This window comes from Ottowia thiooxydans DSM 14619, from assembly GCF_000422885.1.
Classification (GTDB): Bacteria; Pseudomonadota; Gammaproteobacteria; order Burkholderiales; family Burkholderiaceae_C; genus Ottowia; species Ottowia thiooxydans.
On the sequence record NZ_KE383943.1, the window covers coordinates 164,946 to 182,143 of the forward strand.

At 49.4% G+C, this 17,198-nt stretch carries 16 protein-coding genes; 12 read left to right on the forward strand and 4 right to left on the reverse strand.

Features of this window, described 5'->3' with window-relative positions; all coding sequences use genetic code 11:
- Positions 1-28 precede the first annotated feature (28 nt).
- From G518_RS0130005 to G518_RS38935, 11 genes are all read left to right on the forward strand, one after another.
- Positions 29-748 carry an NAD-dependent epimerase/dehydratase family protein gene (locus tag G518_RS0130005; RefSeq protein WP_028605621.1) on the forward strand — a complete coding sequence of 240 codons (720 nt, stop codon included), beginning with the start codon at positions 29-31 and terminating at the stop codon, positions 746-748.
- Entirely contained in the window at positions 738-1,670 is a 933-nt protein-coding gene (locus G518_RS0130010) for a glycosyltransferase family 2 protein (RefSeq protein ID WP_051237561.1), read from the forward strand. Before G518_RS0130005 ends, G518_RS0130010 begins: the two co-directional genes overlap by 11 nt.
- The gene (locus G518_RS0130015; protein ID WP_028605623.1) at positions 1,667-2,500 is read left to right on the forward strand and encodes a glycosyltransferase family 2 protein; all 834 of its coding nucleotides are present in this window, start codon (positions 1,667-1,669) and stop codon (positions 2,498-2,500) included. The genes G518_RS0130010 and G518_RS0130015 overlap by 4 nt, the downstream gene beginning before the upstream one ends.
- Positions 2,497-3,120: a class I SAM-dependent methyltransferase gene (locus G518_RS0130020; RefSeq protein WP_028605624.1), complete on the forward strand. Its 624-nt coding sequence runs from the start codon at positions 2,497-2,499 to the stop codon at positions 3,118-3,120. Before G518_RS0130015 ends, G518_RS0130020 begins: the two co-directional genes overlap by 4 nt.
- Positions 3,117-3,494: a GtrA family protein gene (locus tag G518_RS0130025; protein WP_028605625.1), complete on the forward strand. Its 378-nt coding sequence runs from the start codon at positions 3,117-3,119 to the stop codon at positions 3,492-3,494. The genes G518_RS0130020 and G518_RS0130025 overlap by 4 nt, the downstream gene beginning before the upstream one ends.
- A 27-nt stretch (positions 3,495-3,521) precedes the next feature.
- Positions 3,522-5,753, forward strand: a complete 2,232-nt coding sequence (locus tag G518_RS37670; protein ID WP_051237562.1) for a hypothetical protein — start codon at positions 3,522-3,524, stop codon at positions 5,751-5,753.
- Between the two features lie 657 nt (positions 5,754-6,410).
- Positions 6,411-6,536, forward strand: coding sequence for a hypothetical protein (locus G518_RS41385; RefSeq protein WP_281170574.1), 126 nt, complete (start codon positions 6,411-6,413; stop codon positions 6,534-6,536).
- A 286-nt stretch (positions 6,537-6,822) separates the two neighbouring features.
- Positions 6,823-8,751, forward strand: coding sequence for a hypothetical protein (locus G518_RS0130040; protein WP_028605626.1), 1,929 nt, complete (start codon positions 6,823-6,825; stop codon positions 8,749-8,751).
- Between the two features lie 6 nt (positions 8,752-8,757).
- Positions 8,758-9,771, forward strand: a complete 1,014-nt coding sequence (locus tag G518_RS37675; protein ID WP_245598204.1) for a glycosyltransferase family 2 protein — start codon at positions 8,758-8,760, stop codon at positions 9,769-9,771.
- A 110-nt stretch (positions 9,772-9,881) separates the two neighbouring features.
- Complete coding sequence (locus tag G518_RS39645) at positions 9,882-10,517, forward strand: class I SAM-dependent methyltransferase (RefSeq protein ID WP_036596596.1); 636 nt, start codon at positions 9,882-9,884, stop codon at positions 10,515-10,517.
- Between the two features lie 271 nt (positions 10,518-10,788).
- Positions 10,789-11,385 carry a hypothetical protein gene (locus G518_RS38935; protein ID WP_156909606.1) on the forward strand — a complete coding sequence of 199 codons (597 nt, stop codon included), beginning with the start codon at positions 10,789-10,791 and terminating at the stop codon, positions 11,383-11,385.
- Here G518_RS38935 and G518_RS0130060 read toward each other — a convergent pair.
- From G518_RS0130060 to earP, 4 genes are all read right to left on the reverse strand, one after another.
- Positions 11,340-12,245 (reverse strand): LOG family protein, encoded by a 906-nt coding sequence (locus tag G518_RS0130060; RefSeq protein WP_028605627.1) that lies wholly within the window; start codon positions 12,243-12,245, stop codon positions 11,340-11,342. The genes G518_RS38935 and G518_RS0130060 overlap by 46 nt on opposite strands.
- 295 nt (positions 12,246-12,540) lie before the next feature.
- Positions 12,541-13,041, reverse strand: a complete 501-nt coding sequence (locus G518_RS0130065; RefSeq protein ID WP_028605628.1) for a YcxB family protein — start codon at positions 13,039-13,041, stop codon at positions 12,541-12,543.
- Between the two features lie 180 nt (positions 13,042-13,221).
- Entirely contained in the window at positions 13,222-13,776 is a 555-nt protein-coding gene (gene efp / locus G518_RS0130070; protein ID WP_028605629.1) for an elongation factor P, read from the reverse strand.
- Positions 13,777-13,952: 176 nt separating this feature from the next.
- Positions 13,953-15,077, reverse strand: a complete 1,125-nt coding sequence (gene earP / locus G518_RS0130075; RefSeq protein ID WP_156909607.1) for an elongation factor P maturation arginine rhamnosyltransferase EarP — start codon at positions 15,075-15,077, stop codon at positions 13,953-13,955.
- Between the two features lie 31 nt (positions 15,078-15,108).
- Between earP and uvrC the strand changes: the two genes are divergently transcribed.
- Positions 15,109-17,091 carry an excinuclease ABC subunit UvrC gene (uvrC, locus tag G518_RS0130080; protein WP_051237564.1) on the forward strand — a complete coding sequence of 661 codons (1,983 nt, stop codon included), beginning with the start codon at positions 15,109-15,111 and terminating at the stop codon, positions 17,089-17,091.
- Positions 17,092-17,198: the final 107 nt, after the last annotated feature.

The following is a 17,198-nucleotide window of genomic DNA, read 5'->3' on the forward strand; positions in this document are numbered from 1 at the left end:
TTCGCTGCTATATACCACCTGAATTTAGATGTTTAGAGTAAAAAATTTTATTGTCATTGGTAATGGGATGATTGCCAATGAATTCGTGGAAAACGCTGACAAAGGGCTTTCATTTTGCCTCTATGCAGCGGGCGTGTCAAATTCACAATGCAGAGATGCGAAGGAGTTTGAACGGGATGCAGAGCGCTTATATGAAGCGCTGCAACTGATCCCGAAGGACTTGCCGCTTTTTTATATTAGTACCTGCTCTATAAATGATGCACCTCTTCCTCTGAGCCAGTACATAGCGCATAAAGTACGTATGGAGAAAATGGTTCTGAGTCGTCCTAACGCTCGAATCATCAGGCTGACGCAGGTTGCAGGAGTTTCTCCTAATCCTCATACGCTACTCAATCATATATTTAACAAAATTAAAAATAAAGAGTCCATTTCAGTATGGAGAAACTCCACGCGGAATCTCATAGACGTAAAAGACGTTCGAAGGATCGTGTTGGATATTATTCGTGATGTTCCCATTGAAGAAATCCCAAGTATTGTGAATGTGGCAAATACTTGTGAAATTTCGATTATGGAATTGATAGATAAATTCGAATCAGTATTGGGTATCCCCGCCAGGAGGGAGATTACGGATGCGGGTGATGAAATGAAAGTAAACGTCGATTGGATTCGCCCGATCCTGGTTCGTGGCGGGATAAATTTCGATCGCGGCTATATAGAGAATATGATTAGACACTACTATGCTGAATAATAATTTAAAACTATCAATTGTTGTTCCTGTGTATCGCAGTGAAAAAATATTACATCTATTGGCAGAACGAATCGACTCCGTTTTTGGAGGCTCCAACCCGCAAATGGAGTTGATCCTTGTGGATGATCGAAGCCCTGACGATAGCTGGAGGGTGATAGAGGAACTCTCTCGAACGTATGGATTCGTCCGAGGCGTTCAATTAAGCCGAAACGCAGGTCAGCATAATGCCATCATGGCAGGGTTATCCGTCAGCGTTGGGGAAATTGTTGTTCTAATGGATGATGACCTACAGCACCCACCTGAGGATATACCGCGACTAGTGGCAGAAATTGAGAAAGGAAATGATGTCTGCTACACGCATTATAGAAATCGTAAGCACGAAGCGTGGAAGAAATGGGGTAGCCGATTTAATGACAAGGTTGCCAACTTATTGTTAAACAAACCGGATTGGCTATATCTTTCATCATTCAAAGCTTTGCACCGCCGAGTGGTGGACGAAGTAAAAAAATATAGTGGGCCATACGCATACGTTGACGGATTGATTTTAGGTGTTACAGATAGGATTGCTAGTATAGATATCGACCATGGAAATCGGCATAGCGGTGCGGGAAATTATAATCTGAAAACGTCTATCTCACTATGGCTGAAAATGGCCACCAGTTTTTCAGTTTTCCCTTTAAGACTGGCAACATTTGTGGGATTGATTCTCGCGGCAATAAGTGCACTGATAGCAATATTTATTATTCTTAGAAAAATTTTTCACCCGGACGTTCCCGCTGGATGGTCTTCCCTGATTGTTGTAACGCTATTCATGGGAGGCATTCAGATGGCCTTTCTCGGGCTGTTAGGCGAGTATTTAGGAAGGGCTTATCTGAATCTTAATAAAAAACCTCAGTTTGTTATTAGGCAAATTACAAAATGACGTTGAAACACGAACCATTGGTCTCGATACTCGTCCCTACATATAATGGGGCGAAATACATACGTGCAACGCTCGAGTCTGTTCAGAGTCAGACCTATACGAATTGGGAAGTGATCGTCATGGACGATGCTTCGAATGACGACACAATTGATATTGTTAAAAGTATTGCTGAACCGCGAATTAAGATATTTGATAAAAATGAAAATTTGGGTGCTCAGGGGAATTGGAACCGAGGTTTAAAACAAATTTCCGGTGAGTACTTTAAACTGTTGCCGCAAGATGATCTACTTAGTACGGACTGTCTAGAAGCTCAAGTTCGTGTATTTGCTGAAGATAAAGATCAGTCTATATCTCTTGTTTTTTCAAGCCGCCAAGTGATTGGGCCAAATGGTGATAGCCGGATGATTCGTGGTTTCGGAAGCAGTCCTTCCGGGAGAATCCCTTCTAAGGAAATCGTCCGAAAAAGTATCCGCGCTGGCGGAAATTTAGTAGGAGAGCCTGGAAGCGGTCTAATGAGGGCTGCATTGGTTAATAAAATTGGACCCTATTCATCGGAGTTCCCATATGTTATTGATCTTGATTATTGGATCCGAGCGCTGAAACATGGCGATGGGTTCTATATTGCGAGACCATTGACGTGTTTTCGAGTTTCCCTTGGGGCTTGGAGCGTCAAGTTGGGGAACAAGCAGGTTGAAGACTATCGAAGGCTAGCGGAGAAGGTTTATAGAGACGGTGATTCGGGTATATCACCTCTCGAATTGAAGCTAGGCGTTCTTCGCTCGCGTATAAATTCCTGGCTTCGCTTTGCATACTACAGATTTCTGACATGACCACTACTGAAGAAAAAGATGAGTACGGTAGCGACTATGCCGCCTGGCAAGTCGATCGCTCAAACAGTTTTGTTCGGAGGCTGATCAAAGGGTTTTATATCCGTAAAGTTCTTTCCGAAATCGATGGACCAACAATAGACTTCGGATGCGGCGCGGGTCAAATTTTAAGAAAATTACCCAAACAATCGGTCGGGTTGGAGGTCAACAAATCTTTGGTTGAGTTGCACCGCCAACGGGGACTAGATGTCCGATTTTACGATGCGTTTGCGGACGATTTTTCTTTCTCTTTATTAACGCCCGGTTTTTACAAAACGCTTGTGATTTCACACGTGCTCGAGCATTTTGAAAATGCTGATGAGATTTTAAGAAGACTATGCAAAGGCGCATTGCTTCTTGGGCTAAATAAGATCGTAATCGTCGTGCCAGGAAAGGTGGGTTATGAATCTGATGCGACACATAGAACGTATATTGATGCTGGTTGGGTTGATCGTCATAACCTGCGGCGGGTTGAAAGCTATGCGATTGAAAAGCTGAATTACTTTCCTGTCAATCAACCTTCATTTGGGGATCGGTTTATTTACAACGAGATGCACTTGGTGTATTCGATTGAATCTAAATGATTAACCTGAGCCAAATCGATATACGGCAAATTTTAAGATTCCTGATGGTGGGAGGGCTAAATACAGCCTTCAGCTATTTTGTATATAGCCTGGCATTGTATGTTGGCTTGAATTTTATTTGGGCCAATCTGTGTGCAGTTGTTTGCGGGATACTTGTGAGTTTCAGGACGCAAGGGAAAATAGTTTTTAAGAAAACAGGCTCATACGCATTTATTCGCTATATCGGTTTTTGGTTCGTAATTTGGATTTTAAACATTTCATTGATTTGGGTTATAAAGCAATATATTAATGATCCATATGTGGCAGGGGCACTGGCTCTTGGCCCAATTGTAATTGCCTCGTACTTTATCCAGAAGTATTGGGTTTTTGCGTAAACCAAATTTATTTGTCTTGAATTTTGTATGAGCGCGAGTGCAACAAAAAATATCAATCCAGTATCGGTGTTGATAAAGGAATTGTGGATTTGGTTGCCAGTAGCTGTTTTCGTTTTTTTTCTGGCTAGCATCTTAATGAGCGGTTGGGAAGCAGGAATAATTCCCAATATTGAATACCCGTATTCATTTATTGAGGATTCGCAAGGAGTTATAAATGTAGTGAAAAGAGCGATCGAAGAGCCATGGTTTTTTCAAAATTGGAGAAGCGGCTATCCTTTCGGTTCTAATCACCTGGATTTTCCGAGCAGTGATACCGGGTCGATTGCCCTTCTCAAGTTAGTTGGATTTATCTTCGATGACTCATTTGTTGCTGCTTACAATTTGTATTTTTTGCTGAGTTTTTCGATAATTTTTACTTCCACGTATGTCGTGATCCGAGTACTTGGAGTTGATGTCTTATACGCTTGTGCAGCCGGCATTACATATGCGTTCGCATCATTTCACTTTCAACGTCTTCCTCACTATTTCTATATTTCTTTCTTTTTTGTCCCGATATTTTTTTACTGGGTATTTAGAATTATCGGCGTTGAAACTCAAAGCACGGAAAAAGACTTGACGTTAAAGGAGTGCGTATGGGGAGCCATCATGCTCTTTATTTCCACTTTCTTTGGCGCGTATTACGCCTGTTTTGAATTACTCTGCCTGGCATTTGCCTTGATTTTCATATATTTCAAATGGGGGTTTGGTCGGAGATTTTTATATTGCGCCGGCGCGATGGTTTTTGTTATATCTGGTTTGTTAGTGAACCTCGCTCCTGCTTTGGAATACAGAAAAGAGTTTGGCACTAACTCTGCTGTTGCCGCGCGTCTTATGGGGGAGTCCGAAGTATACGGGCTGAAGATTTCTCAGATGTTAATGCCGCGGGTAGACCACAGAAGTGAATCTCTATCCGGAATTGCTAAGACTTATATGGCCAGTTTCCCGCTGGTGAATGAAAATCATACAGCTAATTTAGGGGTAATTGGTGTAACAGGATTCTCGCTTTCGGTGATTTTTGTCGTCGCCTTGTTGGCTGGTCGAAAGATTGATAATCGAATTCTGTTGCCGAGTGCATTTATAATATTCTTGACAGCCTTCGCCACAGTTGGTGGTGGGGCTGCAATTTTTTCATTGTTGGTGAGTAGTCAAATCAGAGGGTGGAATCGAATAAGTATTTTCATACTATTCCTGGCAATATTTGTATTTTATTTTACATTGACGCGATTTGTTGATAAGTATTTTAGCGACGGAAAAATCAAGAATCTTGTAGCGTTTTGCATTTCTATAAGTCTTTGCGCAATCGCGCTTTACGATCAAACGGTATCCCCCTGCGTCGATTGCGCTAAACAAGATAGACTGGTTTTTCATAAGGAACAGAGCTTTGTGAAAGAAATGGAGAAGCAGCTTCCACCTGGCGCTGCAGTTTACCAATTACCCTACTTATCTTTTCCGGAGTCTGGCGGCATTAACCGATTAGATGACTATGATTTACTTGTTCCGTTCTTTTTATCACGTGATCTGAAGTTCAGTTTCGGTGGAATGAAAGGCCGGCCTGGCGAAGAGTTTTTCTCGCAAATTTCAGTCCTGCCGATTGAGGATCAGGTTGCCGTTGTTAAAAAATTGGGTTTCTCCGCAATATATATTGATCGCCGTGGATATGTTGACGGCGCAGAAAAGCTGGAAGCAAGATTAAGAGAATTGCCAAATATTGAGTTCTTGTTGGAGGATCCTGGAGTGCGTTCCGTCTATAGAATTACTGATCCAAGTCCGCTTGTAGAAGCTGGGACTAATCCAGAAATTATTTTGAAGATGGCAGGTTTTAGTTCGACGCCAAATTTTAGTTTCCTAGGTGAAGCCCTTGGAACATTGCCACGGCAGATTGGTGTGTTCGACGGCAAGTCAATAGCGACAGATGGGCGACCTGGATTCGCGCTGTTTGGTCCTTACAAAAAACTGAAGGCAGGACGCTATAACTTAAAGGTATTCGGGACCGTTAAACATGTTGGCGGTGCATGGGTTGATATCGTTGGGCTGTCAGATGAAACCAAAGTGTTTGAATCCGATTTCAAGGTTTCAGCTTTAGATGAGCCCCATGTTTTGGTGGATCAAAATTTTTCTCTCAAGAAAGATATTTCGAAGTTGGAAGTGCGATTTTTTGCCACAGAATCTAGTGATTTCAAAATCACGGGCTACGAAATTACCGAAGATCGACAAAGGTGACGTTTTCACCACCATTGATACTTCGTTGACCCCTCAGACCGCTTTGTTTTGAACTCGCCCGGCCCGATGCCGGGGGGCGACGATGCCCGACTGCCAGACGCACTCGAAGCCGGCTGCTGCCACATCTAGACGAGCCATCTGGAGCGCGACGGCTCCATTCGGTGGCGGATGTTTCGCGAGATTTCTTGTAACTCCAGTGCTGTCCAGGCTGCAATGCTTCAGTAGTTGAGCCGCGAGGGTGAGAGCGAACTTCCGATTCCCGCCTTCGCCGTCATCAACCCTTCCGCTCAGCGTTGCAGATACGAGCCTCGCAAGTGCTTTCTATAGCTTGAGTAGCGCCCGGACTTTTCGCTTGGTCACGCCGGTTTTTTTGCGGCCTTTTCTGACTCGGCGTATTCGGTCACAACTTATGGCCTCTCATGGAACCAGCGCACGTTACGAAACGTGCGCCGCATAGGGCGGGAGGGACAGCGGAAGCTCTACAGCTCAAGCGCTCCGGAGACGGATTGCTGCAATGCGTGCGACGTTAGGAATGCTTGTTTTGCATACAGGCGTTGCTATCAAGCTTAAAGCTAATTAGGCTCCAGGGCTGCGAGCGAGTACCCAGCGCACGTGTGCGACGGCTGTAGATTTGAACGGCCAACTGGAAAGGGCACCATGTTGGTGAACAGCAACCAGGCCGAACCAACGACGCCATTTGTGGATTCGAACATCATGGCCTGGATGAGGGTACCCGGACTTTGCACGTCGTTGATCGACGCAAGGTACTACTTTGGTATGTGAAAGTAACAGTCCTGACGATTTCCAGTGTTCAAGACAATAATCCCTTTTCAGAAAATACACCGCGTTGAATTCTGTCAACGCTTATTTGAGCAAAGACTGCCTACTGAATCGAGTGCCGGCTACCAAAATGCTGCTAAGCGTGATGAGTAAGAAATGCGTGCAATTCTTGCTTCGGTTTTGTGGCACCCGCGTTAGTTTGGGCACTCTGCAGGAGCCAGCAGAGTTTTCTGTCTTCGTAATCTTACAATTAAATTTACTAAATATAGAGTAGCGGGTAAAGAATTTAATGAGTTATAAGAGCAAGAGTGGTTTTTATATATCAGCGGTTCTGCTATTTATAGTAGCCGTTGCTATAAAGGTTTTGTACATAAATACTGCGGAAAGCTCTTATAACGCGGAAGAGCTGCCATTGGCTGCAATGAGCTTGGCTGCATCGCAATCCACATTGGCCGACATCGCAGTCACCAGACTTTATGGTACGCTGAACATAACGTCCGCTATCTCCATGGCAGCGTTGGGATTCAATGTGTGGGGAGTGAAGCTTCCTAATATAATATTTTTCTTCGCGACTATTTATTTTCTAACAGCCTTTTCTCTAAATTATTTCAAATTTAGTCATAAGTGCTTTGCTCTGTTTCCCGCTGCGTTGTTATGTCTGGGGCCACCGGTTATTCAGATATGGGGCATGAAAAATAGAGGCGGATTCATTGAAAATATATTTGCTCTCACACTGTGTTTATGGATTTGCTCGCGTTCAGATAAAAAGAGTGTAAGCGATTTTGAGAAATTTGCTATAGCCATAATTATCGGATTAGCCACTTGGTCGCAGCCGATGGGTGTTATTTGGGGGGCATGCTTTTTCGTCTACTTTTTTGGAAAGGACGTTTTTCAAAACGATCCCAAAGTTATCATAAAAAGTGTTCTCACCCAAATAGCAGGATTTGTGTTGGGTATCTTGCCGCTGATCGCTCTGAATTTCCTGTTTGATTTCAGAACTATAAACTTTATTGAGGCTGGTGAAGCGATCGGAGGTGTTGACTTAGGGCACATGGGGCGATTTCAACAATTGGTTCTGGATGGCGTTCCTCGCCTCTTAGGATTGAAAGAGCAGTGGCATTCAAATTGGATACTTCCTATGCCATTGTCTTTGATGATGTATACGTTGTTCCTTGCACCCGTCGTCATTGGTTGTTGGAATATCGTTGTGCGTTCCTTTCGGTATCGCGAGATAAATATTGGCCTTCTTGTCATCAGCGTTGGAGGCGCAATTCTTTTAGCAAATGTTTTATCCTCGTGGGGGAACTTTCAATTGGAGCCTCGCCGGCTACTGCTCCTCTATGTGCCGCTGGCGATATTGATATCATATGGCTTGAAAGATAGTAAAAAGTTGCTATGGATATACATTGTTGCGTGGGTTGGCTTTAATATTTTTTCCAACTACACGTATATATCTAGGAATATTAATGGATTTTCAAGCGTTGTCTATAGATCCATGAAAGACGTTGCGGTGTTCTTGGAGGAAGAGAAGGTGTCGGGGGTTTATACGGACATTTGGACTGGAGGCCGAATCACATTTGAGACTGGCGGACGTGTACCATGGTTTCGATCCATCTACCAGGTTACAAGTTATGGTTACGTAGGCGACGATAAGGTTGCCTACAATGAAGCGATGGTTTTTGACGTCGAAACAAGAGCGGGTGTTTTATCGAAAGAACGATTTTTGAAGGATCTAAGTGGATCAGATATTTCTTGTCGTAGCAAAGAAATATCAGGGGTTTATGTGGTATATAAATGTAGTCGAGATTTTAGATTCAGTGATATTGGCTTTGCGCCAAGCGTTAAGGGCGGAATTGCCTTTGAAGGCGATGCATCGGGTGATGATATTAAGGTATTGGCCGGAAAGAAAGTCGGTGAAAAAATCGTTGCTGACGGTAGCGCTGGTTATTTGATCTATGGGCCATATGCGAAATTGCTCGCCGGTAGATATGAGGTGCTCATTTCTGGGGCCGGCTCAAGTGGCTTTGTTATGGATATCGTTTCCGACCAAGGAGAGCGGGAGTATTTCAAACATCAACAATCCGGCGCACTGGGGAATGGTATTCTATTAAGACAGGAGTTCTCACTTCCAAATCCCGTTATGGATTTTGAAGTTCGAGTGCATGTGCCTGCTGAATCTGATTTGGAAATATCGGGTTATAAAATCATAAAAAAATGATATGACTTGGAGGGTATTATTGGATTTTTAGCCGTTGAATTTGTGAAAAAATTAGTTATTCAAATACCTTGTTTTAACGAGGCAGAAACTTTGTCGATAGCGCTATCTGCACTTCCGCGGAAGGTTGGCGGCTTTGACATCGTAGAGTGGCTGGTCATCGATGACGGCAGCATCGACGAGACTGTGGCCGTCGCGCGGGCCTATGGCGTAGATCACGTTGTACGGCACGCTCGAAATCAGGGGTTGGCACGGGCTTTCATGACCGGGCTCGACGCTTGCTTGCACCTGGGCGCTGATGTGATAGTCAACACTGACGCTGATAACCAGTACTGTGCTGACGATATCCCAGCCTTGGTGCAACCGATTCTTGAACAGCGCGCAGAAATCGTTGTCGGTGCCAGGCCAATCGAGACAATCGCACACTTTTCGCCGCTCAAGAAGGCGCTGCAGAAGCTGGGTAGTTGGGTTGTGCGGTTCGCCAGCAATACCGACATACCGGATGCACCCAGTGGATTTCGCGCTATGAGTCGCAGCGCTGCTCAGCGTTTAATGGTGTTTAACGATTACACATACACACTGGAGACCATTATCCAGGCCGGCCAGAAAAACATGGCTATCGTTTCAGTACCTGTTCGCGTTAATGATGATTTGCGCCCCTCCCGTTTGGTCAAAAGCATTCCTTCGTACATCAAGCGGAGTATTGTTACGATCGTGCGTATTTTTATAATATATAGACCATTTAGGTTCTTTGGGACGATTGGCATCACACTGTTTGGTTTTGGATTTTTGCTGGGGCTGCGGTTTTTGTGGTTGTATCTTGAAGGGCAAGGCAGTGGTCATGTGCAATCGCTAATACTAGCTGCATTGTTGATGGGTATGGGATTTCAAGCAATATTAATTGCGTTTATTGCCGATCTGCTCGCTGCGAATAGAAAGCTTACTGAAGATATTCGGTCTCGTCAAATCGAAGACAGGGTTCATCTAACTGGATCGAATATCTCGAGAAATAGTGATAAATGACTTTGGTAAGGCGTCTGAATTGCAAGCGAAAATCTGTACAGGTTTTTGTGTCAAAATCGATTTGCATAAATTCCTGTGCAGATGCCCATAGTTATTGATCAGTGTTGATTATGAAAATATCTAAAGGTCAAGTTGAAGAGGGAATTGTTGTAGGTAACAATTTTGATAAGTATGGGTCCGTGAATCCGCTTGTTCGTTTGATTATGCGGGGCTTCCACGATGCATTGGATGAGCTTTCAAAGAAGGTGGTACCAACATCAATCCACGAAGTCGGGTGTGGTGAGGGATATTGGGCCTTGCGTTGGGTCGCAGAAGGGATTGATGTGAGAGGCAGTGACTTCTCGGTCAAAGTTATTGAGATCGCGAAGCTAAATGCAAAAGCTCAGGGAGTTAATCCTCAAATTTTTTCGTCTAAAAGTATTTATGATCTTCGTACGGAGCGAGATGCTGCTGATCTGGTTGTGTGCTGCGAGGTCCTTGAGCACTTGGAAGACCCTAGAGCTGCGCTAAAGGTTCTGCGGGAAATATCTAAGCCGTATGTCATCCTCAGCGTGCCTAGAGAGCCAATATGGTGTGGGCTTAATATGGCTAGAGGCAAGTATGTTCGCGGTCTGGGAAATACTCCGGGACACATTCAGCACTGGAACAGTCGTGCGTTTGTGCGGCTTGTTTCTGAGTATTTCGACGTATTGGAAGTGAGGAAGCCACTGCCTTGGACGATGCTGCTCGCCCGAACACGAAAATAATATGTCTGAGAGGCTGAGAAAGTCACTTCATCTCCTCGGTGCTGCGCTTGGACTGGCAGGCGTGTTGTTTGTGGCGTTTCGACTCCACACCTATTCACAGTCCATAGAGGTAGGTCGGTTTAGTAAGGTCCAATGGTTTTACTGGCTTGGACTCGCATTTATTTACGGTGCAGGAAATTTGTTGTTAGCCCGAGCGTGGTGGCATCAGCTGAAATATGTGGGAGTCTCAACGGAATGGAGTTGGGCAAGGCGCACATATGGCATATCCCAGTTGGGTAAGTACATTCCTGGCAATGTCTTTCACCTCGCCGGTAGGCAAGCCCTTGGACTGGCGGCCGGGATACCTGCCCGGCCACTCGCGCAATCTATGGCGTGGGAGCTTGGCCTGATTGCGATGGTGGGAGCTTCCTTCGCAATTTTGGCTGCGCCGCTGCTGTTTACCGTGGTCGACCTGCGTGCTGGAGTTCTAGTATTCTTGGCAGGGGTTTGTACGCTTTGGTGGCTGGCGCGCTATGCTTTGGCAGCTTCCATGGCTACAGCTTTGCTTTGGCAGTTTGCATTCCTCGCCGTTTCAGGAGCGACTTTTGCGGGCATGCTTTCGCTGCTCATCGGCTTTGAAAGCTTGCTATCCCTGCTTCCTGCAATAGTCGGAGCTTATGTGGTCGCGTGGCTCGCGGGTCTGCTCACGCCGGGCGCGCCGGCAGGCATTGGTGTAAGAGAAGCTGTGCTGCTCTACCTGCTCTCTCATGCGGTAGCGCCTGCGGATCTTGTGACTGCGGTTGTATTGGGTCGAGGCGCAACTGTCCTGGGCGATTTGGGGTTTTATTTGGTTTGCGCAGCAGCAAGACCTGCGGTCGGCAGATCATAGAAGTCCCTCACGACAGCCCACGCTTCGGCCGCTGTATCTACTTTGGTAAACAGGTTGAGATCTTCCGGGGAAATAGCCCCTTCGTCCATCAGCACGTCAAGCTGTAGCACTCGGCTCCAGTAGTCTCTTCCGCACAAGACGATGGGAACAGGTTTGGCTTTCTTGGTTTGCACCAGGGTGAGTACTTCAAAAAGCTCATCGAGGGTACCGAATCCCCCTGGGAACACGACCAACGCTTTTGCACGCATCACAAAGTGCATTTTGCGCAGAGCAAAGTAGTGAAACTTGAAGCTCAGGTTCGGAGTGACGTAGGGATTGGCGGTCTGCTCGTGCGGCAAAGCGATGTTGAGACCGACCGAAGGCACGCCCACGTCGTGCGATCCACGATTGGCAGCTTCCATCACTCCGGGGCCGCCTCCGGTACAGATGAACAATTTTTCTTCTTGTGGGAGCGGCAGGCTGTGGGTCGCCACCAGGCGCCCGAATTCTCTCGCATGTTCATAGTAGGCTGATGTGCGGACCGCACGCTCGGCCAGCGCGAGGGCTTGCGGGTCGTTTTGCGTGCGGGCCACTTCTAGTTGGGCCTGTGCAACATCTGGGGCCACGAAGCGGGCGCCGCCGTAGACTACGACGGTATTGTGTATGCCCGCAGCCTGTAAGCCCATCTCCGTCTTGAGCAGTTCGAGCTGAAAGCGGATTCCTCGGGTTTCTCGGCGCAGCAGAAATTCAGGGTCCGCAAACGCCAGGCGATAGGCGTCGGGCTCCAGGGGTTCTCCGTGGTCCGAGTGCGCTTGCAGCTCGGCCCATGCGTCTGCCAGAGGTGAGCTTGTGGCTGCCTTGATATCTTCAGTGGTGTCCATATTCGCTATGATAAGAGAAGCTAAAAGACCAATGCCATTAATACTCTGAACGAGTATTGGCCTGTAATCTGAGCGGGAGGGCGCTGTCAACTGCGTGGGCTATTGATGCGGCCTTATGAAGTTTGAAGTCCGTTCGCACCGAAAGGCGTCTCAGCCCCTCGACAAGCTCCGAGCGAACCCTTAATACATCACCCGAGCCGGACCAATAACTCAGCGGGTGCTTTGCGCAGGCTTTTTGGTCAGCTTCGGGATGGGCATTTAGTGTGGGCTGGCAGTGCGTAAGGTATTGGCTCGCTCAGATGGCCGGCCCGACGTGTTGAGTCAGCGCTGTTTTCAGGCGGTTCAGATCGAAGCCTTGTGTGACGACGGTGGTCGGCACAACGTAATAGAGGCGCGGCATGGGATAAATCAGCACGTAGTTTGGGCTGTAGCGCCACTTTAGAATTTTGTCCCAAGAAAGGCGTCCTTGACCGTCTACGGAGGAAAACCGAAGACCATCTTCGTGCAATGACACCGTTTGCTCTTCCTGGATGGATTTGTAGCGCCGGTAGTTTCCGCGCAACTGCCAAGGGATGATGGCGCTGTAGATGGCAAGCCCAAAAACCAGGCCGCCGAGAATGCCTCCTGCCGCTGCGGCACGCAGGTTAGCCGGGCCCCAGACGGCGACTCCTAGCAGCAGCACAAGCAATTGAGCCAATCCAGCCCATTGGCGCTTGGTTGGGCGGGAGAACAAGGCTCCGGCTCTTACGTAGTCACGCTCAGTCAAGCGGAACCGCGCCTGTGTCGTCTCAGTCATTGCTCAATTCTATCCGTGGAGCCGAAAGCACCTGGTGGGTCGAGCACTGCAAAAAAGCTTGAGTTTCGTTGGAGCCTGTGACTGCGCGTCGGCCCTGATTGACGCGGAGTTTGCCAACAAAAAAGGCCCCTTGCGGAGCCTTTGCTTGTACGGAGCGTTTCCGTGTAGTTCGTTTGGTGTTCAGACGCGCTTGCGGTATTCGCCAGTACGAGTGTCAATCTCGATCCTGTCGCCTTGAGCAACAAACAGAGGCACTGGAATTTCAAAGCCGGTGGCAATCTTGGCTGGCTTGAGGACCTTGCCGGAGGTGTCGCCTTTGACGGCTGGCTCAGTCCATGTGACTTCACGCTCTACAGACGTAGGCAGTTCAACAGAGATGGCTTTTCCGTCGTAGAACACGACGTCAACGGACATGCCGTCTTCGAGGTAGTTCAGCGCGTCAGTCATGTTCTCGGCTTCAACTTCATACTGGTTGAAGTCGGCGTCCATGAAGACGTACATGGGGTCGGCGAAATAGGAGTAGGTGCACTCCTTGTGTTCGAGGATGACCTGATCCATCTTGTCGTCTGCTTTGAAGACAACTTCCGTGCCCATGTTATTGAGCAGGGCTTTGAGCTTCATACGGACCGTGGATGAGCCGCGGCCTCCGCGAGCATATTCGGTGCGAAGGACGATCATCGGATCTTTGCCGTGCATGATGACGTTGCCGGCGCGGATTTCCTGGGCGATTTTCATAGCGGTATTCCAGTGAGTAAATGGTGAGCAGCGCTGCTCGTGCACTGGGGGCTGTACATTGATCCGGGCGCGCGCAGCGGAGCGAGGAAACGCAAACATGACCACCTATGTACGCACCAATTAGTAATCGGTAAGCGCGCCAAGGCAACCTGGCATTTTTCGCAAAGCCTTTAATTCTATCGCTTTTCTGCCACAAAGTTAAGCAATTGAGTGGCCAAGTCATCCTGAGCGAGAAGTCGTTGGCGTGCCAATAGCGTGCACTCTTGCCAGGCGATGAGGTTCGGATCAGGGAGTTGTGCATCATGGACTTCATTCCAGACGCTGTGAAATTGGCGCAATGATTCAGGCGCACTCAGCCAGTCGAGGAGTGCCTCAAGCTTGGCATGATGGGCGTTGTCATCCTGGGGGTAGATCTGCCATATGAATGGCTTTGCAGCCCACAGCGCTCGCACGAGAGAGTCCTCTCCGCGAACAAAATTCAAATCGCATGCCCACAACAATTCGTCGTAAGCGCTTTGCGGCAAATGCGGAAGATAGGAGAGTGATAACGATCCCAGTTTGCTGGGTGGTGTCTGCGCGTCTATTGAGCTACCCATCACAGACTCAACCGCCGCCCTTGCGCGGCCGGGCGTCACGAGCAGGCGGGTGGGCTCAGGGCTTCTTGCCAACTGGGTCAGCCAGGCGCCAAGCGCTGCCGGTTCATAGCAAAAAAGCGACACCAGCCTTTCACCCTGCCATTCGATTCCCTTATCGGCCAGCCATCCTGTCCGGTTAAATGCACTCTGGCGCGCCGGCAAATCCGGTTCGCGTAAGAGGCCGCCCGTGCTCGGAGTAAATCCGGGGAAGAAAAACCACTTGGTTTGGCCGACCCCTGGCCCTTGCAGGACGGGCGAAGGCAAGCGGTGCATTCGCTCCACATAGCCCTCGGCGCTGAGGTACTCCAGGTTGATCCATGTGGGCGCAGGAGAATGTTCTGGAGCGGCGCCGGTGAAGTGAGCGATGAACTCATAGGGGATTTCACATCCGAACGCTTCAATCCAGACGTCCGCTACGGGCAAGTCCACCAATCCGTTGGGGAGGAAGGGCTGACTCCAGTGAAGTACCTGCACCCCGGGCCAGCGGCCCTCCAAGGCAGCCGGAGCCATCCAGGACAGGGCACGCGCATCGTCGGCCCACAGTCTCACTCTATGCCCACGTGCGGCCAACTGAGCCGTCAGGCGCCAGCACACACCCAGGTCGCCATGGTTGTCTACTACGCGGCAGAAGATGTCCCAAGTAAGGGGAAAAACGTTGATTGGCACGCGCTGGATTGTGCCGCCATAAACTCAGCTCATGAGCGACCTTCCGCCACCATCCGATTTACCGGCCCCCGCCGAGCCATTGTCACCCCATAGCCCGGAGCTTCTGGCGCAGGTGGCAGGGTTGCCTGGTTTGCCCGGCGTGTACCGTTATTACGACGCCGCTGACCAGGTGTTGTATGTGGGCAAAGCGCGCAATCTGAAAAAACGCGTATCCAGCTATTTCCAGAAAAACCACGGCGGAACTCGCATTGGCCACATGGTGGGCAAGATCGAGCGGCTCGAGACCACTGTGGTGCGGTCAGAGGCGGAGGCGTTGATTCTTGAGAACAATCTCATCAAGACGCTCGCGCCGCGCTACAACATTATTTTTCGCGACGATAAAAGCTATCCCTACCTCAAGATCACGGGGAACGGCCTGAAAACTCCGGAGGATCCTGGTGTTGGTTCGCCGGCGCCCGATGCCTTTGCACGCGTGGCTTACTACCGCGGCGCCACGGATAGACGCCACCGATATTTCGGCCCTTATCCGGGTGCGTGGGCCGTGAAGGAAACGATTTTGCTTCTGCAGAAGGTGTTTCGCCTTCGCACCTGTGAGGACACGGTGTTTGCAAACCGCACACGCCCCTGCCTGCTCTATCAGATCAAACGCTGTACGGCACCCTGTGTGCGCCACATAGGGGTGCAGGAGTACGCCGAGGATGTTCGCCACGCGGAACAGTTCTTACGTGGTGAGACGCAAACGGTGCTGCAAACACTCGAAAACCGAATGATGGCGCATTCGGCTGCACTGGAGTTTGAGCACGCGGCGGAAATACGCAACCAGATGCAGGCGCTGTCCCGTGTGCTGCATCAGCAGGCGGTGGAGGTGGGGTCTGATGCGGATGCAGACATCCTGGCTGTGAAGGTGCAAGGAGGCCGCGCTTGCGTCAATTTGGCGATGGTGCGGGGGGGGCGTCATCTGGGCGACCGGGCCTATTTTCCCGCCCACGTGGAAGATGCTCAGGCTTTGGTGACCGAGCGTGGGGATGAGGAGGCGCCAACTGTGGAGGCGCACGTGCTTGAGGCCTTCATTGCTCAGCACTACCTTGGGGTGCCAGCGCCTGAATCACTGATTACGAGCGAGGCGGTGAGCCCCTTGTTGATCAGGGCGCTGGGAGACCAGACAGGAACGAAGATCAGCGCCCAGCATGCACCGCGCGGCCAGCGCCGGGTCTGGCTGGAGATGGCGCAGCAAAACGCAGCGTTGCAACTGGCGCGGCTGCTGGCAGAGGAGGGTTCGCAACAGGCACGTACCCGCGCGTTGGTGGAGGCACTTGATTTGGCGCCTGACAACATCGATCAACTTCGTATCGAGTGTTTCGACATCAGCCACACGGCAGGGGAGGCCACGCAAGCCAGCTGTGTGGTGTTCCAGGGGCATCGCATGCAGGCTGCGGAATACCGGCGCTACAAGATTGAAGGCATCACGCCTGGCGACGACTACGCGGCCATGCGGCAGGTGCTGCAGCGCCGCTACAGCAAGATATCTGAGGCGATGCAGGCCGTGGACGCCGCAAGCCATGTTCGCATGCCCGATCTCGTTCTGGTGGATGGTGGCAAGGGGCAGGTGACGATGGCGCGTGAAGTATTTGCCGCGCTGGGCCTGGATTTATCTCTCATCGTCGGCGTGAAGAAGGGGGAGGGGCGCAAAGTGGGTCTGGAGGAGCTGGTGTTTGCTGACGGGCGTGAAACCGTTTATTTAGGCATGGACTCCGCCGCGTTGATGTTGGTAGCGCAGATTCGAGACGAGGCACACCGTTTTGCTATCACGGGCATGCGCGCTCAGCGTGCCCGTGTCCGCGTAGGTGGCAGCCGAATCGAGGAAATTGCCGGCATTGGCCCCAAACGTCGTGCGCGTTTGCTGCAGCGCTTTGGTGGCGTGCGGGGCGTGGAGGCCGCGAGCATTGAAGATCTGGCCACGGTTGAAGGAATTTCCCATCAACTGGCCGAAGAGATATACCGCGCGCTGCACTAGGAGCCTGCTCTAAGAATCTGTTCAAAGGGCTTCGCAAGAATACGAACACGTGCTTTGGCCTGATGAGCGAGAAGTGGCTTTTTCTCACCGATTAGTCATTGTGATGC